The 24,711-nt window shown below is 38.6% G+C and carries 23 protein-coding genes and 2 pseudogenes; 13 read left to right on the top strand and 12 right to left on the bottom strand.

What is annotated here, in order from left to right; genetic code table 11:
- Positions 1-149: 149 nt before the first annotated feature.
- A complete protein-coding gene (locus tag FJR08_RS11045) occupies positions 150-1,448 on the top strand; it encodes a sugar ABC transporter substrate-binding protein (protein ID WP_168633184.1) in 1,299 nt (432 codons plus the stop codon).
- 39 nt (positions 1,449-1,487) lie between these two features.
- Positions 1,488-1,760, top strand: coding sequence for a hypothetical protein (locus FJR08_RS11040; RefSeq protein WP_168633183.1), 273 nt, complete (start codon positions 1,488-1,490; stop codon positions 1,758-1,760).
- 102 nt (positions 1,761-1,862) lie between these two features.
- Here the strand turns inward: FJR08_RS11040 and FJR08_RS11035 are convergent, their stop codons facing one another.
- The 3 genes from FJR08_RS11035 to FJR08_RS11025 form a co-directional block, all read right to left on the bottom strand.
- Positions 1,863-3,116 carry a folylpolyglutamate synthase/dihydrofolate synthase family protein gene (locus FJR08_RS11035; protein WP_168633182.1) on the bottom strand — a complete coding sequence of 418 codons (1,254 nt, stop codon included), beginning with the start codon at positions 3,114-3,116 and terminating at the stop codon, positions 1,863-1,865.
- Between the two features lie 85 nt (positions 3,117-3,201).
- A complete protein-coding gene (locus FJR08_RS11030; RefSeq protein WP_015079507.1) occupies positions 3,202-3,327 on the bottom strand; it encodes a photosystem II protein Y in 126 nt (41 codons plus the stop codon).
- A 228-nt stretch (positions 3,328-3,555) separates the two neighbouring features.
- Complete coding sequence (locus FJR08_RS11025) at positions 3,556-4,059, bottom strand: gamma carbonic anhydrase family protein (protein ID WP_041457827.1); 504 nt, start codon at positions 4,057-4,059, stop codon at positions 3,556-3,558.
- A 238-nt stretch (positions 4,060-4,297) separates the two neighbouring features.
- Between FJR08_RS11025 and FJR08_RS11020 the strand changes: the two genes are divergently transcribed.
- The 4 genes from FJR08_RS11020 (at position 4,298) to FJR08_RS11005 (ending at position 8,971) form a co-directional block, all read left to right on the top strand.
- Positions 4,298-4,813: a TIGR02652 family protein gene (locus FJR08_RS11020; RefSeq protein ID WP_148761658.1), complete on the top strand. Its 516-nt coding sequence runs from the start codon at positions 4,298-4,300 to the stop codon at positions 4,811-4,813.
- A 249-nt stretch (positions 4,814-5,062) separates the two neighbouring features.
- On the top strand, positions 5,063-5,485 hold the full coding sequence (locus FJR08_RS11015) for a VOC family protein (RefSeq protein ID WP_041458305.1): 423 nt from the start codon (positions 5,063-5,065) through the stop codon (positions 5,483-5,485).
- Positions 5,486-5,636: 151 nt separating this feature from the next.
- Positions 5,637-8,468: a pitrilysin family protein gene (locus FJR08_RS11010; RefSeq protein WP_168633181.1), complete on the top strand. Its 2,832-nt coding sequence runs from the start codon at positions 5,637-5,639 to the stop codon at positions 8,466-8,468.
- An 89-nt stretch (positions 8,469-8,557) separates the two neighbouring features.
- Positions 8,558-8,971, top strand: a complete 414-nt coding sequence (locus tag FJR08_RS11005; protein WP_371415553.1) for a cupredoxin domain-containing protein — start codon at positions 8,558-8,560, stop codon at positions 8,969-8,971.
- A gap of 113 nt (positions 8,972-9,084) precedes the next feature.
- Here FJR08_RS11005 and FJR08_RS11000 read toward each other — a convergent pair whose 3' ends face one another.
- Positions 9,085-9,261, bottom strand: coding sequence for a hypothetical protein (locus FJR08_RS11000; RefSeq protein ID WP_168633179.1), 177 nt, complete (start codon positions 9,259-9,261; stop codon positions 9,085-9,087).
- A gap of 51 nt (positions 9,262-9,312) precedes the next feature.
- Here FJR08_RS11000 and FJR08_RS10990 point away from each other — a divergent pair, with 51 nt between their 5' ends.
- Positions 9,313-9,630, top strand: a complete 318-nt coding sequence (locus FJR08_RS10990) for a helix-turn-helix domain-containing protein (RefSeq protein WP_168633178.1) — start codon at positions 9,313-9,315, stop codon at positions 9,628-9,630.
- Positions 9,631-9,748: 118 nt separating this feature from the next.
- Positions 9,749-10,351, top strand: a complete 603-nt coding sequence (locus FJR08_RS10985; protein WP_096666057.1) for a hypothetical protein — start codon at positions 9,749-9,751, stop codon at positions 10,349-10,351.
- Here FJR08_RS10985 and FJR08_RS10980 read toward each other — a convergent pair.
- Positions 10,309-10,488, bottom strand: a complete 180-nt coding sequence (locus tag FJR08_RS10980) for a hypothetical protein (RefSeq protein WP_168633177.1) — start codon at positions 10,486-10,488, stop codon at positions 10,309-10,311. The two genes, FJR08_RS10985 and FJR08_RS10980, sit on opposite strands and share 43 nt — an antisense overlap.
- A gap of 720 nt (positions 10,489-11,208) precedes the next feature.
- Here FJR08_RS10980 and map point away from each other — a divergent pair.
- Entirely contained in the window at positions 11,209-12,036 is an 828-nt protein-coding gene (map, locus tag FJR08_RS10975; RefSeq protein WP_168633194.1) for a type I methionyl aminopeptidase, read from the top strand.
- Positions 12,037-12,199: 163 nt separating this feature from the next.
- On the opposite strand, the gene FJR08_RS10970 is transcribed toward map, so the two are convergent.
- Entirely contained in the window at positions 12,200-12,760 is a 561-nt protein-coding gene (locus FJR08_RS10970; protein WP_254435738.1) for a peptidoglycan-binding protein, read from the bottom strand.
- A 510-nt stretch (positions 12,761-13,270) separates the two neighbouring features.
- Positions 13,271-14,368: a calcium/proton exchanger gene (cax, locus tag FJR08_RS10965; protein WP_015079498.1), complete on the bottom strand. Its 1,098-nt coding sequence runs from the start codon at positions 14,366-14,368 to the stop codon at positions 13,271-13,273.
- 349 nt (positions 14,369-14,717) lie between these two features.
- Here cax and FJR08_RS10955 point away from each other — a divergent pair, with 349 nt between their 5' ends.
- On the top strand, positions 14,718-17,381 hold the full coding sequence (locus tag FJR08_RS10955) for a DUF3536 domain-containing protein (RefSeq protein ID WP_168633176.1): 2,664 nt from the start codon (positions 14,718-14,720) through the stop codon (positions 17,379-17,381).
- Positions 17,382-17,627: 246 nt separating this feature from the next.
- On the opposite strand, the gene FJR08_RS23625 is transcribed toward FJR08_RS10955, so the two are convergent.
- A complete protein-coding gene (locus FJR08_RS23625; RefSeq protein ID WP_254435737.1) occupies positions 17,628-17,870 on the bottom strand; it encodes a hypothetical protein in 243 nt (80 codons plus the stop codon).
- 198 nt (positions 17,871-18,068) lie between these two features.
- Between FJR08_RS23625 and FJR08_RS10950 the strand changes: the two genes are divergently transcribed.
- A complete protein-coding gene (locus FJR08_RS10950) occupies positions 18,069-19,811 on the top strand; it encodes a protein kinase (protein WP_168633175.1) in 1,743 nt (580 codons plus the stop codon).
- Between the two features lie 52 nt (positions 19,812-19,863).
- On the opposite strand, the gene FJR08_RS10945 is transcribed toward FJR08_RS10950, so the two are convergent.
- Positions 19,864-20,163 carry a 30S ribosomal protein PSRP-3 gene (locus tag FJR08_RS10945; RefSeq protein ID WP_015079494.1) on the bottom strand — a complete coding sequence of 100 codons (300 nt, stop codon included), beginning with the start codon at positions 20,161-20,163 and terminating at the stop codon, positions 19,864-19,866.
- 160 nt (positions 20,164-20,323) lie between these two features.
- On the opposite strand from FJR08_RS10945, the gene FJR08_RS10940 reads away from it, so the two are divergent.
- Complete coding sequence (locus tag FJR08_RS10940) at positions 20,324-21,124, top strand: tetratricopeptide repeat protein (protein ID WP_168633174.1); 801 nt, start codon at positions 20,324-20,326, stop codon at positions 21,122-21,124.
- Between the two features lies 1 nt (position 21,125).
- Here FJR08_RS10940 and FJR08_RS10935 read toward each other — a convergent pair whose 3' ends face one another.
- Together FJR08_RS10935 and era are read right to left on the bottom strand one after the other, a co-directional pair.
- A complete protein-coding gene (locus tag FJR08_RS10935) occupies positions 21,126-21,659 on the bottom strand; it encodes a dihydrofolate reductase (protein WP_168633173.1) in 534 nt (177 codons plus the stop codon).
- Positions 21,660-21,675: 16 nt separating this feature from the next.
- A complete protein-coding gene (gene era, locus FJR08_RS10930; protein WP_168633172.1) occupies positions 21,676-22,650 on the bottom strand; it encodes a GTPase Era in 975 nt (324 codons plus the stop codon).
- An 87-nt stretch (positions 22,651-22,737) separates the two neighbouring features.
- On the opposite strand from era, the pseudogene FJR08_RS10925 reads away from it, so the two are divergent.
- Positions 22,738-23,025: pseudogene (locus FJR08_RS10925) on the top strand (IS701 family transposase); the annotation flags it as partial.
- On the opposite strand, the pseudogene FJR08_RS10920 reads toward FJR08_RS10925, so the two are convergent.
- Positions 22,956-24,329: pseudogene (locus FJR08_RS10920) on the bottom strand (RNA-guided endonuclease InsQ/TnpB family protein). The pseudogenes FJR08_RS10925 and FJR08_RS10920 sit on opposite strands and share 70 nt — an antisense overlap.
- Between the last annotated feature and the right edge of the window lie 382 nt (positions 24,330-24,711).

Here is a 24,711-nt window from a genome sequence, read left to right as displayed (position 1 = left end):
GTTGTCAGGCAAGAATTTTTAACCATTACCTATTACCTATTATCCATTACCTATTACCCATTACCAAAATTGATATATCCTATAGTCTCCACAATTCACTATCCTTTTTCTTACCCAGATTAATTCTAAAAATACTATCACCTACTACGATGATTCGATTGCAAAAATTTAAACAACTGGTTTGTTGGGCATTACTAGGCTTATTTACTAGTTGGCTGGTTAGCTGCGGCATAGGTAATGTTGGCAATAATCCCAAACCTGCTAAAACTGGAGTTGTCACGATTGAGTTTTGGACAATGCAACTCCAACCGCAATTTACCAACTACTTTCAAAGTCTAATTACGACTTTTGAATCACAAAACCCAAGTATAAAAGTTAAATGGGTAGATGTGCCTTGGTCGGCAATGGAGAATAAGATTTTAACAGCAGTCTCCGCAAAAACCCCACCAGATGTTGTTAACCTTAATCCCGACTTTGCTTCCCAACTTGCGGGTAAAAATGCTTGGTTAGATTTGGATGCCAAAATTCCCAGTCAAGTCCGTTCCACCTATTTGCCAAATATTTGGCAAGCAAGTAGCCTCAATGGTAAGAGTTTTGGCATTCCTTGGTATCTCACCACGCGACTAACTATTTATAACACCGATTTACTAAAACAAGCGGGTATTACGAAACCTTCTGCCACTTATGCAGAATTAGGGCAAGCAGCGCAACAAATTAAAGATAAAACTGGTAAGTATGCTTTCTTCGCTACCTTTGTTCCCCAAGACTCTGGTGAGGTGTTGGAATCCTTGGTACAAATGGGTGTCACCCTAGTTAATGCTGAAGGTAAAGCTGGTTTTAATACGGATAAAGGAAAAGCTGCTTTTCAATACTGGGTAGATTTGTATAAAAAAGGTTTGTTACCGAAAGAATCTTTAACCCAAGGGCATCGTCATGCCATAGATTTATACCAATCTGGAGAAACGGCTTTTTTAGCTTCTGGGCCTGAGTTTCTGAAAACCATTGCTAATAATGCCCCCAAGGTTGCCCAAGCTTCCGCAATTGCCCCACAAATTACGGGTGATACAGGTAAGAAAAATGTTGCTGTGATGAATATCGTGATTCCTCGTGATAGTAAATATCCTGATGAAGCGGTTAAATTTGCCTTATTTGTTACGAATGACGAAAACCAATTAGCCTTTGCTAAAGCTGCTAACGTCCTACCTTCGACAATTAAGGCTTTGTCGGATACTTACTTTAAGGAAGTTCCCGCTAATGCTACGACGACGGAAAAGGGGCGGGTAATTAGTGCGACACAATTAAAACAGGCTGAGGTATTAACCCCCAAACTCAAAGATTTTAAAGTTTTGCAAAAATCAATTTACGAAAATTTACAAGCGGCAATGTTAGGACAAAAAACTGTAGATAAAGCTGTGGAAGATGCTGCCCAGCAGTGGGATAATCGGTAATCGGTAATTCTCAGAATCAGGATAACCAGGATTAAAAGAATGCAGAATTTAGAATTTAGAATTACGTTTTGCAACGGGGATTTTACCCCGACGCAAAACCCGCTGCTTGTAGAAGCAGGGGACTTTAACCCCAAAGGTAAGTTAAAGGATTTACAGGATATTATTGTTGATGAGACTATTGGAAATAGGGATTTTTTAATGATAGAAAATATCAATCAAAAAATTCATAAATTACAATCCTGTACATCCTCAAATCCTGTACTTCGACTTCGCTCAGTAACCGTACATCCTGATTCTGACAGGAAAGATTGAATGATAGAAAATATCAATCAAAAAATTCATAAATTACAATCCTGTACATCCTCAAATCCTGGACATCCTGATTCTGACAAAAAAATCGCTTACTTTCTTTTTTTAAATTCCATTTGCCAAAAAATAACCAATTAAATACAAAGAACCACATAATACAACTTGATTATCTGTAGCAATAAAAGCAGCATCTAAGGCTGACAACACATCTGAATAGGTGTGACAAAAATTTAAATTTGGACAAATTGATGTTGCTAACTTAGCTAATTCTGCTAAATCTGCTGAATTACTATCTGGTACGGGAACTAAATATAATTTATCTCCTGGTTTAAGAAGTTCATGAAAAATCTCACCATGATCTTTAGTGGTTAACATTCCCATTACCCAAGTTATATTTTTGGTGTTGAGACTATCTACATAATTACGTAAAACTGTGGCTGAAGCTGGGTTGTGTGCGCCGTCAATGAGGAGTTTATGACTTTTCCAAGTTATCCATTGCATTCTCCCTGGCCACTTGGTTTTAGCCATTCCTTGAATAATAGCTTGTTCAGAAATTTGCCAATTTTGTTTTTGCAATATTTCCAAAGCTGCTAATGCTAAAGCTGAATTATGTAATTGAATTTGTCCCTGTAATGGTAATGGATATTTTATAAATTCAGAACTTTCTATTTTTTGATATTCTGCCCAATTTTGATTAATTTGTCGAGATGGTGGCGGGGTAAAAATTGGGCATTGTAATTCTAGAATACGCGATTGCATGACTTTCTCGGCATCGGCTGGCAATGAACCCATAACCACAGGACATCCTGGTTTGATAATTCCCGCTTTTTCTTTGGCAATATGGGCTAAAGTGGGTCCAAGTTGTTGCCAATGTTCTCGACTAATAGAAGTAATAACTGTTATCAAAGGATTATCACAGACATTGGTGGCATCTAAACGCCCTCCTAATCCTACTTCAATGATGGCAATATCAACTTGTTTCTGGGCAAAATATAACCAAGCCGCAGCGGTAATTACTTCAAATTGGGTAGGTGATTCTTCCTCTGGGTTAATAGCTGCTTGAACTTGCAGTATTAATTCACACAGTTCATTACTATCAATTGGTTGTTCATTAACACAGATTCTTTCTGTCCAATCAACCAAATGGGGAGAGGTGTAGCGTCCGGTTTTATAACCAGCCTCAGTAAGTACCGCAGACAGGTAAGCACAAACAGAACCTTTTCCGTTAGTCCCAGCGACATGAATAATTGGTACTTGGTGATGGGGATTTCCCAGCTTTGCCAATAAATCGACAATCCGGGATAACCCCAAATTCACACCAAAATGCTGAAAAGGTCGGAGTAAAGAATCTACGTTCATGGTGATTAGTGATTGGTAATTTGGATAAATAACTTCCCTGTTCTCTATTACCCATTACCAATCACCTATTACCCATTACCTAAAATTATGCTTCTCTGCTCAAAAAGTTTTGGACTTGTCTAAGAGCAGCAGCACCGATATTGAAAACAGCCCAACCAGCAGCGATCGCTACAGGTGCTAGAACAATTAATACACGATTATCAAAGTCCATATCGAGAAATCCTCTCTAAATTCAAAAATCTTAAGTTTTATCAACAGTTCTCAACTTTTATTGTGATCTGAAGTGGGGAATTTTTTCAAGCTTCTATGTAAAGTTTGATTAAAAGTCAGGGAAAAGGTGACAGGTGACAGGTTACAGGGAGCAGGTAAGAAGTTTATTCCAATGACCAATGACCAATGACCAATGACCAATGACCAATCACCAATCACCAATCACCAATCACCCATTAGCAGCATGAAGCAGGGCTAATTGATAGTATTTTTCAGCGTGTTCTATGAGTTCGGTGATTTCTGTGTCTGAGAGTTGACGGACTACTTTACCGGGAACACCCATGACTAGAGAACCGGGAGGGACATTTTTAGTGACTACTGCACCTGCGCCGATAATACTGCCTGTACCGACCCTTACACCATTTAGGATAATAGCACCAATACCAATTAAACTACCACTTTCAATGTGGGCAGAATGTACCACAGCGCGATGGCCGACAGTGACATGATCTTCTAAGATTGTGGGTACGCCTGGATCACCATGGAGAATTGCGCCGTCTTGAATATTTGTACATTCGCCAATTTCAATTCTTTCTACATCACCTCTAACCACAGATCCATACCAAACGCTGGCTCTGGCTGCTATGCTTACAGAACCAATGATTACAGCGTTGGCTGCCACAAAAGCAGCTTGAGAAAATTCAGCAGATTTCCAGTCACAAGAGATAGACACGATAGAATATGGATATGGTACCCAGGAACACTGGAGAAACTCCAACCTTTAGGGCTGGTTGCCAAACCAGAATATCACAGCGTTAGACTTCTATCGTCAGACGGTTGTGAAACTTGTTCTCAGGCACTATCTTCATTTTTATGTAGCAGTGAGCAAGTTATCTAAAGTAGTGGAGCAGGAGTGTAATCTTAAACCTACTGGTGCTGGCAAAAAACAATACTATGTTTATACGCACTTCATGATAAATCCAGGCTTTCAGTACCCGATATTTGGCCCTGAAATACAGTGTCCTCACTGTCGCCAAACTATTTCGGCTTTAACATTGACGGATACTTATCTGTGTCCCCGTCATGGCGCATTTGAAGCTGAACCCAAAACTGGGGAGTTAGTCCATTTACAGTCTGGTCGTCATTGGCGCAGATGGGATGGTGAATGGTATCGTCAACATACTCATCCTGATGGGATTCGGTTTGAAATTCACGAAGCTTTAGACAAGCTTTATACTCAAGGTTATCGGGCTACGAAGATAATTGTCGCTAACCGTTATCAGGAGTTAATGAGTGGCTATTTGGAACGGAGTACACCTTGGCGTTCTGGACAAGGGGAAGTTGCTACGGGGGCGCGGTTATATGGTTTACCTGTAGAGTTTAGCCCTGATTCAGCCACAGAACCTTGCTGGGAAGTGATTAACTTTGATTTGGATAAAGAACCTGGTGTACCAGTGCGTTACCCATATTTCCGGTTGTTTGAGTAATAGTCAGTGGTCAGTGGTCAGTAGGGGCGAAGCATTTGGAAGATAAATTATCGGTCATTACCAAAAATAGTTCTCCAAATGCTTCGCCCGTACAGTGGTCAGTGGTCAGTAGGGGCGAAGCATTTGGAAGATAAATTATCGGTCATTGCCAAAAATATTTCTCCAAATGCTTCGCCCGTACAGTGGTTTGTGGTTTGTGGTAATAAAGAACTAGCAACCGACAACCGACAACTGACAACTGACAAAATTATGCACCATGCTTCCATTAGAACGGCAAATATCCATCTAGCGATCGCTTTTTATGAGCAGATAGGGTTTACGGTGGGCGATCGCTTCACCACCGGTTATACTCTAGCTTGCTGGATGGAAGGTTTGGGCGGGAGAATTGAACTCATCCAAATTCCTCAACCCAAACCAGCCCCAGATGCTTTTAATGATGAACATTATGTCGGCTATTATCATCTTGCTTTTGATGTGACTCAGATCACACCAGATTTACCAACTTGGTTGGAAAGCTTAAAAACACGGTTAGCGACAATAGAAAATTTACCACCTCTGAAAATTCTTTTAGAACCTACACAGCAGCAAATTGGCGATAAAATCTTAGAAGTCGCATTTATCGCTGATTTTGACGGATTACCTCTAGAATTTTTACGGTTTTTGCATAAATAGGCTGTAAATTAGTATTTATGCCCTTGGGGTGATACAATATTTTTCCTTTTCAGGTACATTTCTAGTTTCCATGAGGTACAGAAACATTTGCCCAATTTTTTAGTCACTCAATATATGTAACTTAAATTACATATATCTATTCGCCAAAGATATGTCTTTTTTCTCTATCGCCCAACGACATCGCTTTTCTTTAGTCATCTTGAGTATCTGGATCATAGCCGTTTTTGTGTTAAATCAAGATGCTGCTTTTAGCGGAGAAAGGGCGGATTTTTCCACCTCTTCCCACAACTCCAACCCAGAAAAATCTCAGAAAACATTAGTCGCTAAAGAAACACCAAATCTCGCTATTACAGCAAATGTTCATAAAACAGTCCTTGATAATGGTTTAACTGTGATCACTAAGGAGGTTCATAATGCTCCTGTGGTGACAGTGCAATTATGGTACAAATTTGGATCAGGTCAGGAAGCATCTGGGGTAAATGGTATTGCCCATCAATTAGAACATATCATGTTTAAAGGTACTAGCAATCGTCCTATCCAATTTGGGCGGTTATTTAGTGCTTTGGGCAGTGATTCTAATGCTTTTACCAGTTATGACCAAACCGCATATTACAATACTGCGGAACGGGATAAACTCACGGCTCTGTTGACGCTAGAAGCAGATAGAATGAAAAACTCGCTGATTGATCCTCAACAGTTAGCTAGTGAGAAGCGAGTAGTTATTTCTGAATTACAAGGTTATGAAAATAGCCCCGAATATCGTTTAAATCGCGCTGTGATGCTGTCTGTTTTTCCAGATCATCCCTATGGATTACCTATTGGGGGAACTAAGGCTGATGTGGAGAAATTCACAGTTGAGCAAGTGCGAGAATATTATCAAAAATTCTATAGTCCTGACAATGCTGTTTTGGTAATTGCGGGAGATTTTGACACCGCACCAACTTTGAAAACTGTGCAAACTGTGTTCGGGAAAATCCCCAAACGCCAATATTCACCCCATCATCTCATAACTCCATTACCTGCCGCTACTCCTACACCTGCAATTAAATTACAAGAACCGGGGGGAAATCCATTACTCCAACTAATTTACCCACTTCCCCAAATCAATCAACCAGATATTCCCGCTTTGGAAGTTATGGATTATATCTTGACTGCGGGTAAAAATGCTTACTTGTATCAGGAATTAGTAGAATCGGGTTTAGCTAATAATGTTTCGGGAAATGTTGCTAGTTTACGTGGGGGTGGTTGGTATGAAATATTAGTGACAGGTTCAGGAAATCAGGACTTAAATAAAATTGATGCAGCGGTAATAAAGGCGTTAGGAAAACTTACCAAAGTCGCTGTGACAGACGAACAGATAGAAAGAGCAAAAACTCAATTAACAGCTTCAGTTATTTTAAATAACCGTGATATTACCAATCAAGCTATGCAATTGGGTAATGATCAAATCACGACGGATAATTATCAATATACAGAAGATCACTTAGTAAATATTCGGAAAGTCCAAGTTGCTGATGTGATGAATGTCATCAATAAATATCTACAACCAGCAGCCCGAAAAGTCGGATTTTTTGAACCTACTCAGCAAGCAGAAACTAACCAAAGTTCATCTTACTCAACGCAAACAGAAGATAATTTTGCTGTTGATGTGGCTGTAGTTCCAGCGGAAGTCAAGAAGTATTTACCACCTCTAGATATATTACCCAAAACCCAACAAAGACAAATCCCCCAACAGTTACAGCTTGCTAATGGGTTACGCGTGTTACTGTTACCAGACAAAACTACACCAACAGTGACTTTGAGCGGATATATCAAAGCGGGAACAGAATTTGAGGCAGATAATCAAGGAGGATTAGCGTCTTTAGTGGCAGCAAATCTGATGAATGGCACGAAAACCAAAGATATGCGAACTATTGCCCAAGGATTAGATGCAAAAGGCGCAAATTTGGACTTTGAAGCCTCTCGTGAAGGTGTACGGATTAAAGGTAGTAGTTTAGCGGTGGATTTACCAGTTTTGCTGGGGACATTGACGGATGTAATTAGAGATAGTACATTCCCAGAAAAAGAGTTTGCACTTTCACGTCAACAAGCTTTAACTTCCCTAGATTCAGATTTAGATGATCCTGATAAGGTTGCAAATCGTATCTTTGTGCAGTCTATTTATCCGAAAAAACACCCATTACATACCTTCCCAACTGCGAAAAGTATTGAACAAATTCAACGTCAAGATCTAATGGCTTTTAAAGCCCAACATTATCGTCCTGATACCACAGTTTTAGCAATCGTCGGCGATTTTGATGTTACCAAAGTGCGATCGCTCATTCAAGCAAAATTAGGAAATTGGCAAGTAAACGGCAAACCACCAACGGTAAAATATCCCAATGTGGGGATGCCAAAAAATGTAATTAATGTTAATCCTGTTGTCCCTGGTAAACCCCAAGCGATAACTTACATGGGTTACACCGGCATTAACCGTCAAGATAAACGATTTTATGCGGCGATGATCTTGAATCAAATTCTCGGCGGTGATACATTATCGAGTAGACTAGGGGCAGAAGTGCGCGATCGCCAAGGCCTAACCTACGGAATTTATAGCAATTTCATCACAGGTAAGAATGTTGGTACATTTCTCATTGAAATGCAAACCAGTCCAGAAGACGCACGCAAAGCAATTTCCAGTACCCGCAACCTCCTGAAGCAAGTTCATCAACAAGGTGTGACAGCACAGGAAGTAGAAACAGCTAAACGCAATTTAATCAGCAATTATAATATTTCTTTGGCCAATCCCGAACAGTTAAGCCAGAGAATGGTGATGAATGAAGTTTACGGGTTGAATCAGATAGAATTGCGCTCATTTATCAGCAAAATAGAACAAGTCAATCTCAATCAAGTCAATCAAACCGCTCGTGAATTACTTCACCCTGATAAAATTGTTGTTGTCACCGCAGGGCCACAAATTCTGGCACATAAAAAGATTAAATGAATGTGGTTCATGGATAATGGGAACAGGTGTGATTGACAATTATCCATTGAGCCATGAGTAACTTTTTGATTTGTTTATTCTCTCTGCTAATGAGTATAGTAATAATGGGTACGTCTCCAGCAACAGCAGAGAATCTATCTAGTAATCTCCTCAAACAACCACCAATAGAGATTACAGTTAGCTTGGGTAATGTTGCTAATGAATTAAAATTTGAGCCAAATCATTTAGAATTTACCTCTGGTAAACGCTACAATCTCAAGTTAAATAATCCTAGCTCACAAAAACATTATTTTACCGCTAAAGACTTTGCTGATGCAATTTGGACTCAAAAAGTCGAAGCCGGCAATGTAGAAATTAAAGGGAATATTCACGAATTAGAACTTAAACCTGGTGCAGAAGCAGAATGGGTATTTGTCCCCATGAAACCAGGTAAATATGCTTTAGGATGTACTATAGCTGGACACACAGAAGCTGGAATGAAAGGAGAAATTGTGATTAGGTGATAATCATAAGCGATCGCTTACCTCGGAATACTCCCCAAACCATAATATCCCAATGTTAATAAAATATACTCTAAACGGTTAAAACTTGGACTATTATACTCAACACGGCTTAATCATATAAATGGAGCGATAATTGCCCATCCCTCCACAAAAAAGCGATCGCTCTTGGGGATAAGTAGGGCGATCGCAATTCCGATAAAGCACTTATAAAGTTTCTTATTTGCTCCCTGTTCCCTGTTCCCTGTTCCCTTCTTTTGTAATAAGCGGTGGTACAAGGAAAATATTCCCATCGCAGATCAACGGTATGAAAAATATCTAGAAATACTTAAGGAGGAAAATTAATGACAAAATATACAACCCTATCTGAAGAGTTAAATAAACTTCCCAAAGAGAGACGAGAACTGATTGAAACAAGAACTTCCCAGATTCATCTGGAAGAAATTACACTGAAACATCTGCGAGAAAAACTCGGTTTATCTCAATCAGAATTAGCAGAGCGGCTTGAGGTGCAGCAACCAGCAGTATCCAAGCTAGAACGTAGGCAAAATCTGGAATTAAATACGCTGCGAGCGGTTGTGAATGCTTTGGGTGGAACTATCGAAATTATTGTCAGAGTTCCGAATAAAGAACCTATACTTCTGAGTGATTATCAAGAATAGGAACTTGTCACACTTTGGCGCGATGTCTAGGACGGGCTACGCCCCTCAATTTCCCATGATCAAGGCGATCGCTTTTCGGTAAAATATCTTTATATTACCAATTATCGAGAAAACTTTTATGCCTTATAGTAAATTTACTTTGAGTAAAGCTGTAGATGATTTTCAACTGACAATTGTTGAAGGCGATCGCTTTCTACCAGAGATTTCCCCATTTAATCCGAGTTCTTTGCTCAAAGATACATTGAAAGAAACCATACCTTGGGCAGTTGCAGTAGGTAGTGAAAAAGCGCGTTCTGAAGGCATTATCAATCCCGTTTTACTAGAAGTCAAACGTCAGCTTCATGGACAAATTAGTGTCTTTTCCGGCGAAGAGTTCAACGTGCAGCCAGAGGTTGATTTGACGGGTTATGTTGATTTTCTGATTAGTCGCTCTCCAGAGCAATTGTATATTAAAGCCCCGGCAGTGGTTTTGGTGGAAGCGAAAAAAGAAGACCTAAAACCAGGACTGGGACAATGTTTAGCCGAAATGGTAGCAGCACAACGCTTTAATCAACAGAAGCAGCAGCCGATTTCCACAATTTACGGAACGGTGACAAGTGGTACGGTTTGGCGGTTTCTCCAACTAGAAGGACAAACAGTAACCATTGACTTGAATGATTATCCAGTACCACCAGTTGATCAAATTTTGAGCTTTCTGATTTGGATGTCCCAGAATGGCTGAGGTAGGCGTTGGGGTTGTTGAGTCAGGAAGTAGCGATCGCTTTCCGGTAAAATGGCTTTGATGAAAGATAAGCGATCGCATTTTGGAGATGTAGGAAGTGCGATAGCGAATGCTGCAAGCATTTTGAAAGTATTCATTTCACCGTCGCCATCCTGTAAAGAAATGGAAAGTTGCCATATATGAAATTCAACGAAATCAATACAATAACCAGTAGAGATTTGATTTTTTAAAAGTTATTTTGAATAAGCAAAATTGCTATACTGGTTTGTAAAATGGTTTTTTGGGCATTTTGGTCACGATTAGCTCATAGCATAAATAACTTCTAATCCTTGCTATACAAGCACTTTAGGCATTTAGAGGAATATTCTACCCCGTGAACGATTACTCCCACTAGCTATTGTATAAACTTAATTATCATCAAACGATGAGGTCTAATAGACAGCGCAACTCAACAAATGCTTATAAATGTTGGGTTATGGCTGATACCTTATGCTCCCAAAGGGATAGGCCACACCATGTCTAACGCCTCCGTCAGAGATACATAAACCTGCCATCGCTCCCCAATGTTGACGCGAACGAACCAGGGTATTTAAGGATGATAGGAGATCAAAACCACACAATTATTGCAGCTAGATCAGTAGATTATAAGTAGTCAGACAAAATTAAATTCACTCGTTGAGAGAGGGAACACCGGAACAGGGAACATAAAAATTAGTTGGTAATTAATTTTGTACACTTATCTGTGTTTTTCTAAAGATGCAAAAATAAGTTAACGTAAATATAGATATTTTTTGCCAATAAATCTCAACAACTTCACAGCTAACCGGTAAAAGCACCCCTAATTCCTAAACTTCATGATGAATATTTTCACCAACCTGCTTTCGCAACCAGCCCAGCCAAAACCCGAAAAACAACAACGCCGAGGGATTGAAATTAAATCAACCCGTGAAATCGAAATTATGCGACAATCAGCGAAGATTGTGGCAACTGTTCTCAAGGAAATTTCTGACCTAGTTCAGCCAGGAATGACCACGGCCGATTTAGATGCTTATGCGGAAAAACGCATCCGCGAAATGGATGCAACTCCTAGCTTTAAAGGATATCATGGGTTTCCCGCTTCCATCTGCTCTAGCATTAATCATGAAGTTGTCCATGGAATTCCTAGCCATAAAAAGGTAATTCACACAGGAGATGTATTAAAAGTTGATACAGGTGCTTATTATCAAGGTTTTCATGGTGATTCCTGCATTACTATCGCTGTGGGTAGTGTGACGAGTGAAGCCGCAAGACTGATTAAAATAGCCGAGGAATCTCTATATAAAGGGATTGAACAGGTAAAAGCTGGTGTCCATTTAACGGAGATTGCCGGTGCAATTGAAGATCATGTCAAAGCCAATGGTTTTACAGTGGTGGAACAATTTACTGGTCATGGTGTGGGTAGAAATTTACACGAAGAACCAGCGGTTTTTAACTATCGAACTCGTGAAATACCGAATGTGAAATTGCGTTCAGGAATGACTTTAGCAATTGAACCAATTTTAAATGCTGGTTCTAAAAATACCAGAATTTTAGCTGATAGATGGACTGCGGTAACAGTTGATAATGCTTTATCTGCTCAGTTTGAGCATACTGTATTAGTGACAGATAGTGGTTATGAAATTTTGACTGATAGAAATCATCTTTAACTATGATTCTTTTGATTTAGATGATTTATATGACAACTAACAAATGACAAATGACAAATGACAAATGACAACTAACAACTAACAACTAACAAATGACAACTGACAACTGACAACTGACAACTGACAACTGACAACTGACAACTGACAACTAACAACTGACCAATTAAATTGTTAGTTCCCACCAAGTTTTTTGACCAACCACACCATCTGTTGATAGACTTCGACGATTTTGAAAGGCTTTGACAGCAGTTTCGGTAACTGGTCCAAAAACTCCATCAATAGGTAGTCCATAACCATTAGACATTAACAATTTTTGTAAAACTTTCACAGATATGCCTGAATTACCAAAACCAATTACGGGCATAGGTTTATTCTGGGTTGTGCGATATCCTGTTGATAATTGAACATCTTTTTTATTGGTCATAGGGATATCCCCAGCATCAGCTAATTCAAAAGAACTGCTGGATGTCTGTTTTTGTGTGATTTGGTTAAATATTTGGTGTCGTCGGAATGAGAGAATTGAGAGATTAGTTGGGGAAGTTTCATTTATGTGGATAAATTCTGGTGGTGTAATTTGAGCAGAAGAAACTAACTTATTTGATTGATGATTTGTTAGCTGTACACCATTTTCTAGGTTAAACAAGGTTTGGTTTAATGGAAAATGGGGTATAGTTAGTGATTTCTGATTAAATACACCCATCATCAGCAGTCCGATTTCATTCATTGTCTTTTATAATTGTATTTATTTATAAAATGGGAAATGGCAAAAGCAGAGAAGAACGGATATAAACTGGCACTGAGTTTTTTGAAAAATCAAATATTAGTCCTATATATGTAATTACTATGATCAAATAGTAAAAAATATTTAGGGAAATTGATATATCATAAATCTATCCCACCTTCCGCACCCTAAACTGTCACACAAGGAAAAATGGTCATTTGGGGATTTGAGATTGGCGATAGCCACCTAAGATTTCGACGATTTTGTATCAAAATTATCATTAAAGGTATTCAAAAATCCGAAATTACCGATTATGACACTGGGGGGTGCGGAATGTGGGATCTATAGCTTGATATCAAAAGAATGATCTGATTTGACACTATAAGAATTATTGATTTTATTCATCTATCTTAAGGGAGTTATTTTTGAAAAAATATTTAGGACTTGGTAGAAGAGAAAAAATTCCCAATTTATGAGATCGGGAATTTTAGACTTTTGATCAGGTAAGATATTTTAACCGATACTGTTGGCAACTGGATGGAAGTAGAAGGCAAAACCCAAGACAGTATAAGCAGCTAGGAGTAATGTCCCTTCTAACCAATTAGATTTACCATCAGAACTAATGCTATTAGCAATTAAAACTGATACAGCAACAGCGACTAATTCAAAGGGGTTAAAATCTAAATCCATGGGTTGGCCAATTACCCAACCGGCAATTACTAAAACCGGGGCCACAAATAGGGCAATTTGCATACTTGAACCCACAGCGACAGACATAGCCAAATCCATTTTGTTCTTCATGGCTACGGTAACTGCGGTAGCGTGTTCAGCAGCATTACCGATAATAGGAACTAAAATTACCCCGGTAAATAGGGCGCTTAAACCTAGTTGAGATGTAGCGACTTCCAATGAACCAACTAGTAGTTCTGACTCAAAGGCAACTAACAGGGTGCAAACTAAAAGGACACCACTCCATAACCAAACATTTGGTTTTTTATGGACAACTGCTTCTGCTTCCTCTTCGATATCTGCCACACCAACATCATACAAATAAGCATGAGTTTTCATGGAAAATAGCAGTGTTAAGCCGTAAACTAGAATTAAGACGACAGCTACAGCTAGGGAAAGATTCTGTACGGTTTTTTCACTAATCCCTATGGAGGTATAGTTCATTGCTGTTGGTAACAAAATGGCAATTACCGCCAAATTCATAGAAGAAGCATTTACACGAGCTATAACTGATTCAAATGTTTGTTCTTTGTAACGAATTCCGCCTAATAACATGGATAAACCCATGACTAAGAGTAAATTACTGATAATTGATCCAGTTATACTGGCTTTGACGACATCAATTAAGCCCGCATTCAGGGCAACTAAGGCAATAATCAATTCTGTGGCATTGCCAAAAGTCGCGTTTAAAAATCCGCCTATTCCTGGTCCAACAACTACAGCTATTTCTTCCGTAGCTGTACCCATCCAAGCTGCTAGGGGGAGTATAGCTAATGCAGCGGTGATGAAAACTATCAAGTCTCCCCATCCTAAAAAGTGGGCTGTTAGAGATATGGGTATAAACAACAGCAGCACGCTGAAAATAATGTTCTTGATTGACATTTTTACCTTTAGTTCAGGGGATATCTGCACAGGGACTAAAACATTATGTGCATTTGAACACCTATCATATCTGTCAAGGATGGTGATTGGTAATTGGTAATTGGTAATTGGTAATTGGTAATTGGTAATTGGTAATTGGTAATTGGGGTTGGAGATTATTTTTCTTCCTTGTTCCTCCTTGTTCTTCTTTCTGACTCCTGATTCCTGATTTCTGATTTCTGACTTCTATTAAAATTTAGTTTTGTTTCACAGGTGTTATTTATAACTGATTCTATGAGAAAACAATTGTAGAAATGTAGATATAGTAAGAATATTCTGCAAAATTACACATTTATTTGGATAAAAATATATGACTTTGGCAGCGGAAAAACCCAGTAGTTCTGGCTCAATATTACCATTAGATCAAGAGCCTAAATCCAGTCCTGAACATGATCCCCTGAAAACTGCTCAGGGTGTTTATGTCACGGTTCATGGTCATTTTTATCAACCTCCTAGAGAAAATCCTTATCTTGATGCGATTGAACGTCAACCCAGTGCTAGTCCTTTTCATGACTGGAATGAGCGCATTCATTGGGAGTGCTATCGTCCTAATGCCTTTGCTAGAATCTTAAATGACCGAGGCGAAATTGTGAAAATTGTGAATAATTATGAATACATGAGCTTTAACATTGGTCCAACGCTGATGTCGTGGTTAGAACGCTACGATGGGTCTGTTTATCAGCGGATTTTGGAGGCTGATGCTAAAAGCTGCGATCGCCTCAATGGTCATGGGAATGCGATCGCTCAAGTCTATAATCACATTATCCTCCCCCTAGCCAATGAACGAGATAAACATACACAAATTCGCTGGGGTAAGGAAGATTTCCGTTCTCGCTTTGGCCGTGATCCTGAAGGAATGTGGTTGGCAGAAACAGCCGTAGATTATGCCACTTTAGAAGCCTTGGTAGCGGAAGGCATTAAATTTATCATTTTAGCCCCTTCTCAAGCCCAGCGTTGTCGTCTAATCCCCACAGGAGATGATTCTGGTGGTCAATGGCATGAGGTGGGGGGTAATCAGATTGATCCTACTCGTCCTTATCGCTGTTATTTAGATAGCGATGAATCTGCAAACAAATCAACTGCCTATATTGATATCTTTTTCTATGATGGTCCGATTTCGCGGGATATGGGTTTTAGTGATGTTGTCTACAATTCCCATCATTTTGCGGGACGCATTGGGGCAGCTATTCGCGGGGATCATCGTCAGTCCCAATTAATTTCTGTAGCTACAGATGGGGAAACCTTTGGACATCACAAAAAAGGCACAGAAAAGACTTTAGCCTATGCTTTTATTGGTGAGTTTCCCCGTCATGGTTGGACTGTCACCAATTTTGCCCATTATTTGAGTTTAAATCCTCCCTCTTGGGAAGTAAAAATCAAGTCTGTGACGGCTTGGAGTTGCGCCCATGGTGTGGATAGATGGCAAGATGATTGTGGTTGTGGTGGTGAAGGAGGCGTGTGGCATCAAAAATGGCGACGGCCGTTAAGAAATGCTTTAAATTGGCTGCGGGATCAGTTAATTGATGTTTATGAGGAATATGGCGGTACATTATTTCGTGATCCTTGGCAAGCGCGGGACGAATATGTTCATATCATGGGCGATCGCACTCCCGCTAATATTAACCGGTTTCTATCCCGCCATCAAACTCGCAAACTCCAAGCGGTTGAACAGGTAGAAGCTTTACGCTTGTTGGAAATGCAGCGTCACTCTTTACTGATGTTTACCAGTTGCGGCTGGTTTTTTGAGGAAATTTCCCGTCCAGAGGGAACACAAATTTTGCGTTATGCCTCCCGTGCTTTAGAATTAGCCGGAGATGTGGCAGGTATCCAATTAGAAAAGGAGTTTCTTAAACGTCTAGGTTTAGCCCCTAGCAATGTGGAAGAGTTTAAACATGGGGCTGAGATATATCGTCGGTTGGTGCTAACTGCCCAAATTGGCTTTAAACAAGTTGCTGCCCATTACGCTATTACTTCCCTATTTAATCATCACCAAAATACTGCCCCTGGACAAGAGACAGATAAACACCCTCATAATCATCATCAGCGTGTTTATTGTTATGATGCTCATGAGCTAGATTATCATAAGCAAAGCCTGGGACCATTAACTATGGCGGTGGGGCATTTGCAGCTAGTGTCAAATATTACTTGGGAAAATGAAAATTTAGTATTTGCGGTTTTGCATTTGGGTGGTTGGGATTTTCATTGCTGTATTCAAAAGTTTGAAGGACGACGTAACTATAGTCAAATCAGAGAAAAGCTGTTTGCAGCCTTGCAACAGGCTAGTATCGCTCATGTTATTTTGGTGATGACTCAACTATTTGGTGATGAAGCCTTTAGTTTGCAAACTTTATTTGCGGAAGAACGTCACCGCATTATGCGGTTGTTGAGTCAGGAAACACTGGCACGATTAGACCAGTTATATACTCAAGCCTATAGGGATAATTACGGTGTAATTATGGCCTTTCATCGGGATGAATTGGAAGTACCACGAGAATTACAGGTAGCAGCGGAGATTGCTTTGGGTTATCGTTGTTTAACAGCTTTAAAATCCCTAGAACAAGATATTAGCGAACTACAATTAAGCTGGAATCTGATTGTAGAATTAGAAGCGATCGCTACTGAAGCCAAACATCTCCGTTGTCAATTAAATATCCCCGATGGTAATCAAATTCTAGAACAATTGATAGTCCGGTTATTGTGGCAATTATTGTATGATGCCAATAGCAAAATAGATACAGATATCCAACGTTTAGAACGATTGATTGATGTTGGTCATAAATTACATCTTGGCATTAATTTAAACCATTCTCAAGAACTTTACTGGAGTTGTTTACACAGTCAAATATTGCCACGAATTACCAGTATTGATAATGAAGCCGAAACTATTCAATGTCGTCAATTGCTAAAATTAGGACAAAAATTAGCGGTTGATGTCAGTCCTTATTTAGGGCTTGCTGAAAAAGTCTTTTCGTGAGGGCTAGGAGTCACCGAGTCAGGAGTCACCGAGTCAGGAGGAAGAATTAGAAGGAGAGAAGAATAGTCTCAAATTTCAGAAAGTGATAGGTTTTTAATGGTTTCAATCCTTATTCCTTGCACCTAATTCACTTTTTTAACCGGGAAACTCTTAATCTATCTAGGTTTTCGGTTTATTCAGCAAGCCCTATTTAGATAAATTGATTTAAATTTGTAGGGTGGGCAATGCCCACCATGATCTTACGGTTTAATCTTGGGGAGGTTTACAATGGTATGGATACAGCCACTGACATTTAAAGAGTCCATGAGTATGTTTTTCTAAAAAAGGTCCAGTATGGTACTTTTTTGAGATATTAATTCCGGCTTTTGTTTTGATTTCATAAAGCCAAGGAAAAGACACTATCAGAACAGCCATAACACCGAAGAGATACAAAGAAAAAGTTACAGCTTTAGGAAATTTGCGGGACTGAAAATTGATTTTTTTAGGCATAGAAGTGGTAAACCCAATGTCTATTATAGCTTAAAAATCAAAATATGGTTTTGATTAGGTTAAGGTTAAAAATAGTTATGTCGTAGGTTGGGTTTTGCTATCACTCAACCCAACCTACATTTCCTTAACCTAAGGAGTATTACAATGGGAACTATTTTTATCATCCAGAAACAGAAAGAGGAATCTAGAAAATAAATTGTGTTAATTAAAGAAGATTATCATTTAATCAAGCAGATTAGTAAAAGGGGATTTTGTCAAACCTTTCTCGCTGTAGATGAAAGTCAATTTCCGCCAATTCCTTGTGTTATTCACCAATTTTCATCTCAAGATCAAACACTGGAAAATTTTCAATGTCAGGTAGAGAAATTAACGGAATTAGGTAAACATCCGCAAATTCCTTCCCTAATCACACATTTTAAAGAAAATGAATATTACTATTTAATTCAAGAATTTATTGAAGGTGATAATTTAGCTAGTTTATTAGCAAAGCAAGGTGTTTTTAATGAAACTCAGATTTGGCAAGTTTTAAAAAGTTTATTACCAGTTCTCAAGTTTATTCATGATCATCAAATTATTCACCGGAATATTCAACCAAAAAATATTATTTTGCGGACTGTAAATCAAAGTCAAAATTTATTAGATAATCTAGTTTTAGTTGATTTTGCTGCAATGAAATTTGTCAATATCAATGAATCTAAAGATGATTTAGTTGGTAGTCCAGAATATATTTCGCCAGAACAAATACAAGGTAAAGCTGTTTTTGTCAGTGATCTTTATAGTTTAGGTATAACTTGTATTTATCTACTAACTCAAATACCACCTTTTGAATTATTTGATATTACTAATAATAGCTGGATATGGCGAGATTATCTCACCAATCAAATTAGCGAACATCTAGGACAAACCCTTGATAAACTTATAAAATATAATTTACAAGAACGCTGGCAATCAGCAGATCAACTTATTTATACTTTGGGAATTAAAGATCATTATTTGCCTTTATTATCCCCAATTAATCATCCTTTATGGCAACTTTCCTATCCTCTTGAAAATCAAATCAATAGTTCTATTAATACTCTGGCATTAAGTCATGATGGTAAAATATTAGCCAGTGGGGAAGATAATAAAAGTATTAAATTATGGGATTTAATCAATCGGCAATTAATAGCAAACTTTCCCGGACATACTCAAGCTATAACATCAGTTATTTTCAATCATAATGATACAATTTTAGCCACAGCTAGTGATGATCAAACTATCAATTTGTGGGATGTGAAGACATTAGCAAAAATTCATCTTCTGACTGGACACTCACACGCTGTTAAATCTCTAGCATTTCATCCCCAAGGGCAAATTTTAGCTAGTGGAAGTTGGGATAAAACTATTAAAATTTGGGATGTGAATACAGGTTTAGGACTGAATACTTTAACTGGGCATAAATTACAAATAAATGCTGTAGCTTTTAGTCCCCAAGGACGACTTTTAGCAAGTGCTAGTTATGATCGCACAGTTCGCATCTGGCAATTAGAAGACGGAAAATTTAACTTATTAACAACTCTTTCCGGTCATACTTGGGCAGTTTTAACAGTTGCTTTTAGTCCCAATGGTCAAATTTTGGCAACGGGTAGCGGTGATAATACAATTAAATTATGGGATGTTGGCACTGGTGAATTAATTAGCACACTTTCAGGTCATTCTTGGTCAGTGGTGGCTGTAGCTTTTAGTGCTGACGGAGAAACGCTGATTAGTGGCAGTTGGGATAAAACGGTAAAAATTTGGCAAATCAGCACAAAAAAAGAAATTGCTAGTCTTGTAGGTCATACAGACTCAGTATCTAGCGTTGCTATGAGTCATGATGCAAAATTGATTGCCAGTGGTAGTAAGGACAAGACAATTAAATTGTGGCAAAGGGGACTGGTGATAGGTGATAATTTTACTTAATTACCCATGACCAATCACCAATTACCAACTACCAATTACCAACTTAAAATCATCAGGCGCTACCTGTGAAGGCAACCTCTGGAAATTTCAACTGTGCTTCTGCCATTGGACGTTTTCTGCCTTCTTCTTGCCAGTAGTTAATCACTTCTGTGGCTTTGTTGAGTAACTCCACCCGATCAACATCTGTAATCCAGTGTTTGGATTCTAACTCTTTTTTTAGCTCTTCCCAGGCATCATTTCTGGGCCAAAAAAAGTATTTGGTTAAGGGGCTAGATCCTTTACCAACAACCTGATCAACTGCTAGGGCGACGTTTTCGTCTAACCAGAGAATTTTTAAAATGAACTTGGTCAATTACACCTCCGGGGAATATCCGGGTTTTACTTACTTAGTTTGCGACCTCCTATTTTAACTCAATCTTTGACTAATTGACCAATGAATGAAGAAATTTGGGAATCTTCTTTGTTAGCTGTTGCTATATGATTAATTTTGTTGCCTATCACGTCAGAGTTAGATGATTAAACTAATTAGTATTTTCCTGAGTCTGTTGCTGGTTTTTGGCTGGAATACACCAGTTATGGCAGAATCTCAACCCATTACCGCCGAGGAGTTGCAAGCAGGGGATGAATTAGCGACTAAGGCTTTTGCAGCTACGAATCAAGGCGATTTTGTGACGGCGGAGGCTTATTGGACAGAAATTATTGAAAAATTTCCTACCAATGCGGGAGCATGGAGTAATCGCGGTAATTCTCGTGTCAGTCAGAATAAGTTACAATCCGCATTGATGGATTATAACAAAGCTGTAGAACTTGCGCCTAATGTGACAGATCCTTATTTGAATCGGGGGACGGCGTTGGAGGGTTTGGGAAGATGGGAGGATGCGATCGCTGATTATAATCGTGTATTAGAATTAGATCCTCAAGATGCTATGGCTTATAATAATCGTGGTAATGCTAAAACAGGTTTAGGGAAATGGCAAGAAGCGATTTTAGATTTCCAAAAAGCCACAGAAATTACCCCCAATTTTGCCTTTGCTAGAGCCAATTATGCTCTGGCTTTATATGAAACCAGTCAAAGGGAAAAAGCTATCCGCGAAATGCGGAATATAGTCCGTAAATATCCTCGATTTGCTGATATGCGTGCCGCTTTAACAGCCGCTTATTGGGTGACAGGAAATAAAGGAGAAGCGGAAAGTAATTGGGTAGCAGCCTATGGACTAGATACCCGTTATAAGGATATGAATTGGGTAACGAATATCCGTCGCTGGCCACCAAGTATGGTAGCAGCTTTGGATAGATTTTTGAAATTACAATAAATTAGCCAGTTATTGAAGGTGACGTTACCTCATTAACGCACTTTTCAATTTCTACAAAATTAAACTGAAAGCCATTTTCCTGCATTTTCTTCTCTTTGGTGACTTTTCCAAAATCGGCAAATTCAGGAAAGTATATGTCTCCCACAAAATTACCTTCAACAATGGTTAAATAAAGTTTATCGGCCAATTTGATTGCTTCAGTATAAATCTGTCCACCACCAGAGATAAATATCTCTTCTGTTTCACTCATTTTCGCCCATGCAATTGCTTCTTCTAATGAATGCAAAACTATACAACCGAATGCTTGAAAATTGGTGTCTCTGGTAAGAATGATAGTTGTACAATTACGAATTGGTTTATTAAAAGTGGCATAACTTTTGCGCCCGATAATGACAGGATGTCGTCGGATAGTTTCCCGATAATAAAGTTCATCACTGGGAATATTCCAAGGAATACCCGCATGAATATGTTCTTTTGTCGAGTCTGATAAAATTCGATTTTCAGAAATGGCAGCAATGAGACTAATCAAAGGCATAATTTACCCCTATTTATTATTCTTCTACCCGATAACCCAGTTCTGCTAACCGCACTCGTGAATGTCGCCATTTAGGTTGAACTTTGACAAATAATTCTAGATAAACTTTCCCAGCAATTAGCTTTTGAATTTGTTGTCTAGCTTCACTACCAATGGCTTTGAGCATTGTTCCCCCTTTGCCGATGAGAATCCCTTTTTGAGAATCTCTCTCAACATGGATTGTGGCAAGAACACGGGTAATTTTTGGAGCTTCTTCGACTAAATCAATGGCGATCGCTACGGAGTGGGGAACTTCTTGACGGGTTAATAATAATATTTGTTCTCGAATCAATTCACCCATGATAAACCGTTCTGGTTGGTCTGTAACTAAATCGGGTGGATAGTAAAATGGTCCTGGTTGGAGATGACTAATTAATAAATCTTGGAGTTGCGATAATTCCGCCCCAGTTTTAGCAGAAAATTTCACACTTTGCCATTGATAGCTATTAGCTAATTGAATATAACTATCATCTATTTTTTGATAATCTTCTGGTTGTTCATCAATTTTATTAATCCCCAGAATTACAGGTGTTTGACTATTAATTAGTAGTTCTGCCACATAGCGATCGCCTGGACCACAAGCAACAGTGCCATCAACTACAAATAATATCACATCTACCGATTCAATGGCAATTTTCGCATTTTTTACCAGCACTTCTCCCAATTGATGATGGGGTTTGTGAATACCCGGTGTATCTACAAAAATTAACTGGGCTGTTTCTGTAGTTACAATCCCCTTTAACCGATTGCGAGTAGTTTGGGATACTGGGGAAGTAATGGCTATTTTTTGTCCGACTAATTCATTCATTAAAGTGGATTTACCCACATTAGTCCGACCGATAATGCCAATAAAACCTGATTTAAACCCATCCGGTGCTTGAGGAATCATTACCCCACCGAAATCAGTAAAAATATTATTATCAATATTAGAGACTTGTGATTCTACTTGCATTGTTTACAGTTATGATTAATAGATTATTTTGACTTTGATGGAAATTTTCTTTTAGAGATACATTAATTATCGCATATTTATGCAAAGTTTAGGAAAGACTTCAAAAAACAAGACTCTAGGCACTATATATTATATCTACCAGATGAAGAATCTCTCCAGGAAATAACCAGAAGCGAATTTGTAACAATTCATGATACCCATTTGGGAATTGAAAGTTTTCACAGAGCCATTAAACAAGTATGTGGAATTTGTCGATTTATGGTGAGAGATAGCCAAGCAATCAAAACACACATATTTTGTTCACTTCAAGCATTTGTTCGTTTAGAAAAAATGCGCTCTGAAAACATATTTTCTAATTGGTTTGACACTCTCAGGGAGCCAAGCCACTGAGATTCTGCGGACAGAATAGACTTGGGTAACACCCAAAGCCTGATTCTCGCTACGGTCGTCAAACACCGTCTACCCAGTAAGCCTAAGTCTAAGCTTAGATTGCTGGCTACTTTTTTTAAAATATTCGCACTGCCGTTTAAATCGGCGTTAACTATTGAGCCATTACTTGACTGATATAAGCCACGTTTAAGACGCTTTCCTGATGCTTTCCACCCTTCTGGCTTTTCGCCATACTTGGGTAGGGAGTCTCCATCTAGAAAACTAGCTTTTGACGTATATGCTTCTTCAGTTTCTTGAAATCTAATACCGTGCAAATCACAAAGTTGTTTCAACCTATCTTTGAGTTTACCCAAAGGCATTTGAACGAACTTTTGGTTATTGATTCTACCCATGGTGGCATTAGATTTAAAGCCTTCGTTCCAACCAATTACTAATGTGCCAATGCCATATTTTAAGCAATGGTCAATAATTAGTTTCGCTGCTTTATTAATACCATCACGCATTTGATGGTTACGTTTACGGGTTACACGGTCTAACCAAGCATCCCAATAAGCTTCTGATTTCCCCTCTTTTCTTGTTGATATTTTCTTGTTCCAAAGCTGATTCATGGCTTTCATTGACCGGGCATCAATCAATAGGGAATTACCCAATATATCAACACAAGCCGCTAAATTATCAGCCGTTCCCAAGTCAATAGACAGAGCTTGATTAATGTCTAAATCATGCTGTTGTTTCTCGACTTCGTAAGACATCTCTAAATAAAAAGTACCATTTTTAGGTATGATAGTAAACTCTTTAACATTGGCTATGTTTAAATTTGACGGCATTGGTAGAAAAAATTCAGAAATTCCAAACCATCTTTTAACTGTTAATCCCAACGAAAATCTAAGTTGTCCATTAACTAGAGTTGGTTTTTGTCCACCGCTATTAGGATAGGCGAATTTAAAAAGTTTAGAACTTGTTAGATATCCGGGTACTTTGGGTTGAAAGTGTAATTGTCCTTTAAGAAACAAAGAACGCAATTCTTTAAATGATTTAAATGCCTCAATTACAGACAATAAAGTTTGTTGTGCGGGTGTAGAAGGCAAAGATTTCGCAACCATAGTTTTAGAAACTGAAGGTTCGTAAGCTAAATCAAATTTACCTGTTAACAACTTTCAAGTTTTAAAGAAAGTTTGTCTAGCGAAATAAATACCGCTGTTATACAATTTCCCAGATTGTTGGCAAAGATATTCTAATACTGCTTTTGTTTCATGATCGGGAGACAACAAAACTTGCTGCACTCCCATTGACTTTTTGAGTTTAGACATTGTTTCGACCGCCAATGCTGTGACAATATAATCATATTAATAGCAGATTGAGTGTATGTCTAGAAAAAAAGGAACTGTTATTTATTTGTCTGACGAAGATAAGGCAAAGTTAGAAAGAATTGCCGCAAACTGGGGAGTGTCTCAGTCATCGGCTACGCAAAGATTGATCAGAGAATACAAGCTAGAGTAGAAAATACCACAGCGGTTAAAACCGCTCGTGCCGTTTTCCTCTCAGCACTAAAGTGTCTGAGTTTCCCACTTACCGCGAGGTTCTATGAAGTGCAAAGAAACTTATTCACTTTAGTTGTGCGCGACTACATTGTGGACAATCTTACCAATGCTTATGTAGCTTCATGAACAT

This window comes from Dolichospermum sp. UHCC 0260, from assembly GCF_009711985.1.
GTDB lineage: Bacteria > Cyanobacteriota > Cyanobacteriia > Cyanobacteriales > Nostocaceae > Dolichospermum > Dolichospermum lemmermannii.
The sequence above is the reverse complement of the archived record's forward strand: the minus strand, read 5'-3'. Positions and strand labels throughout refer to the sequence as shown.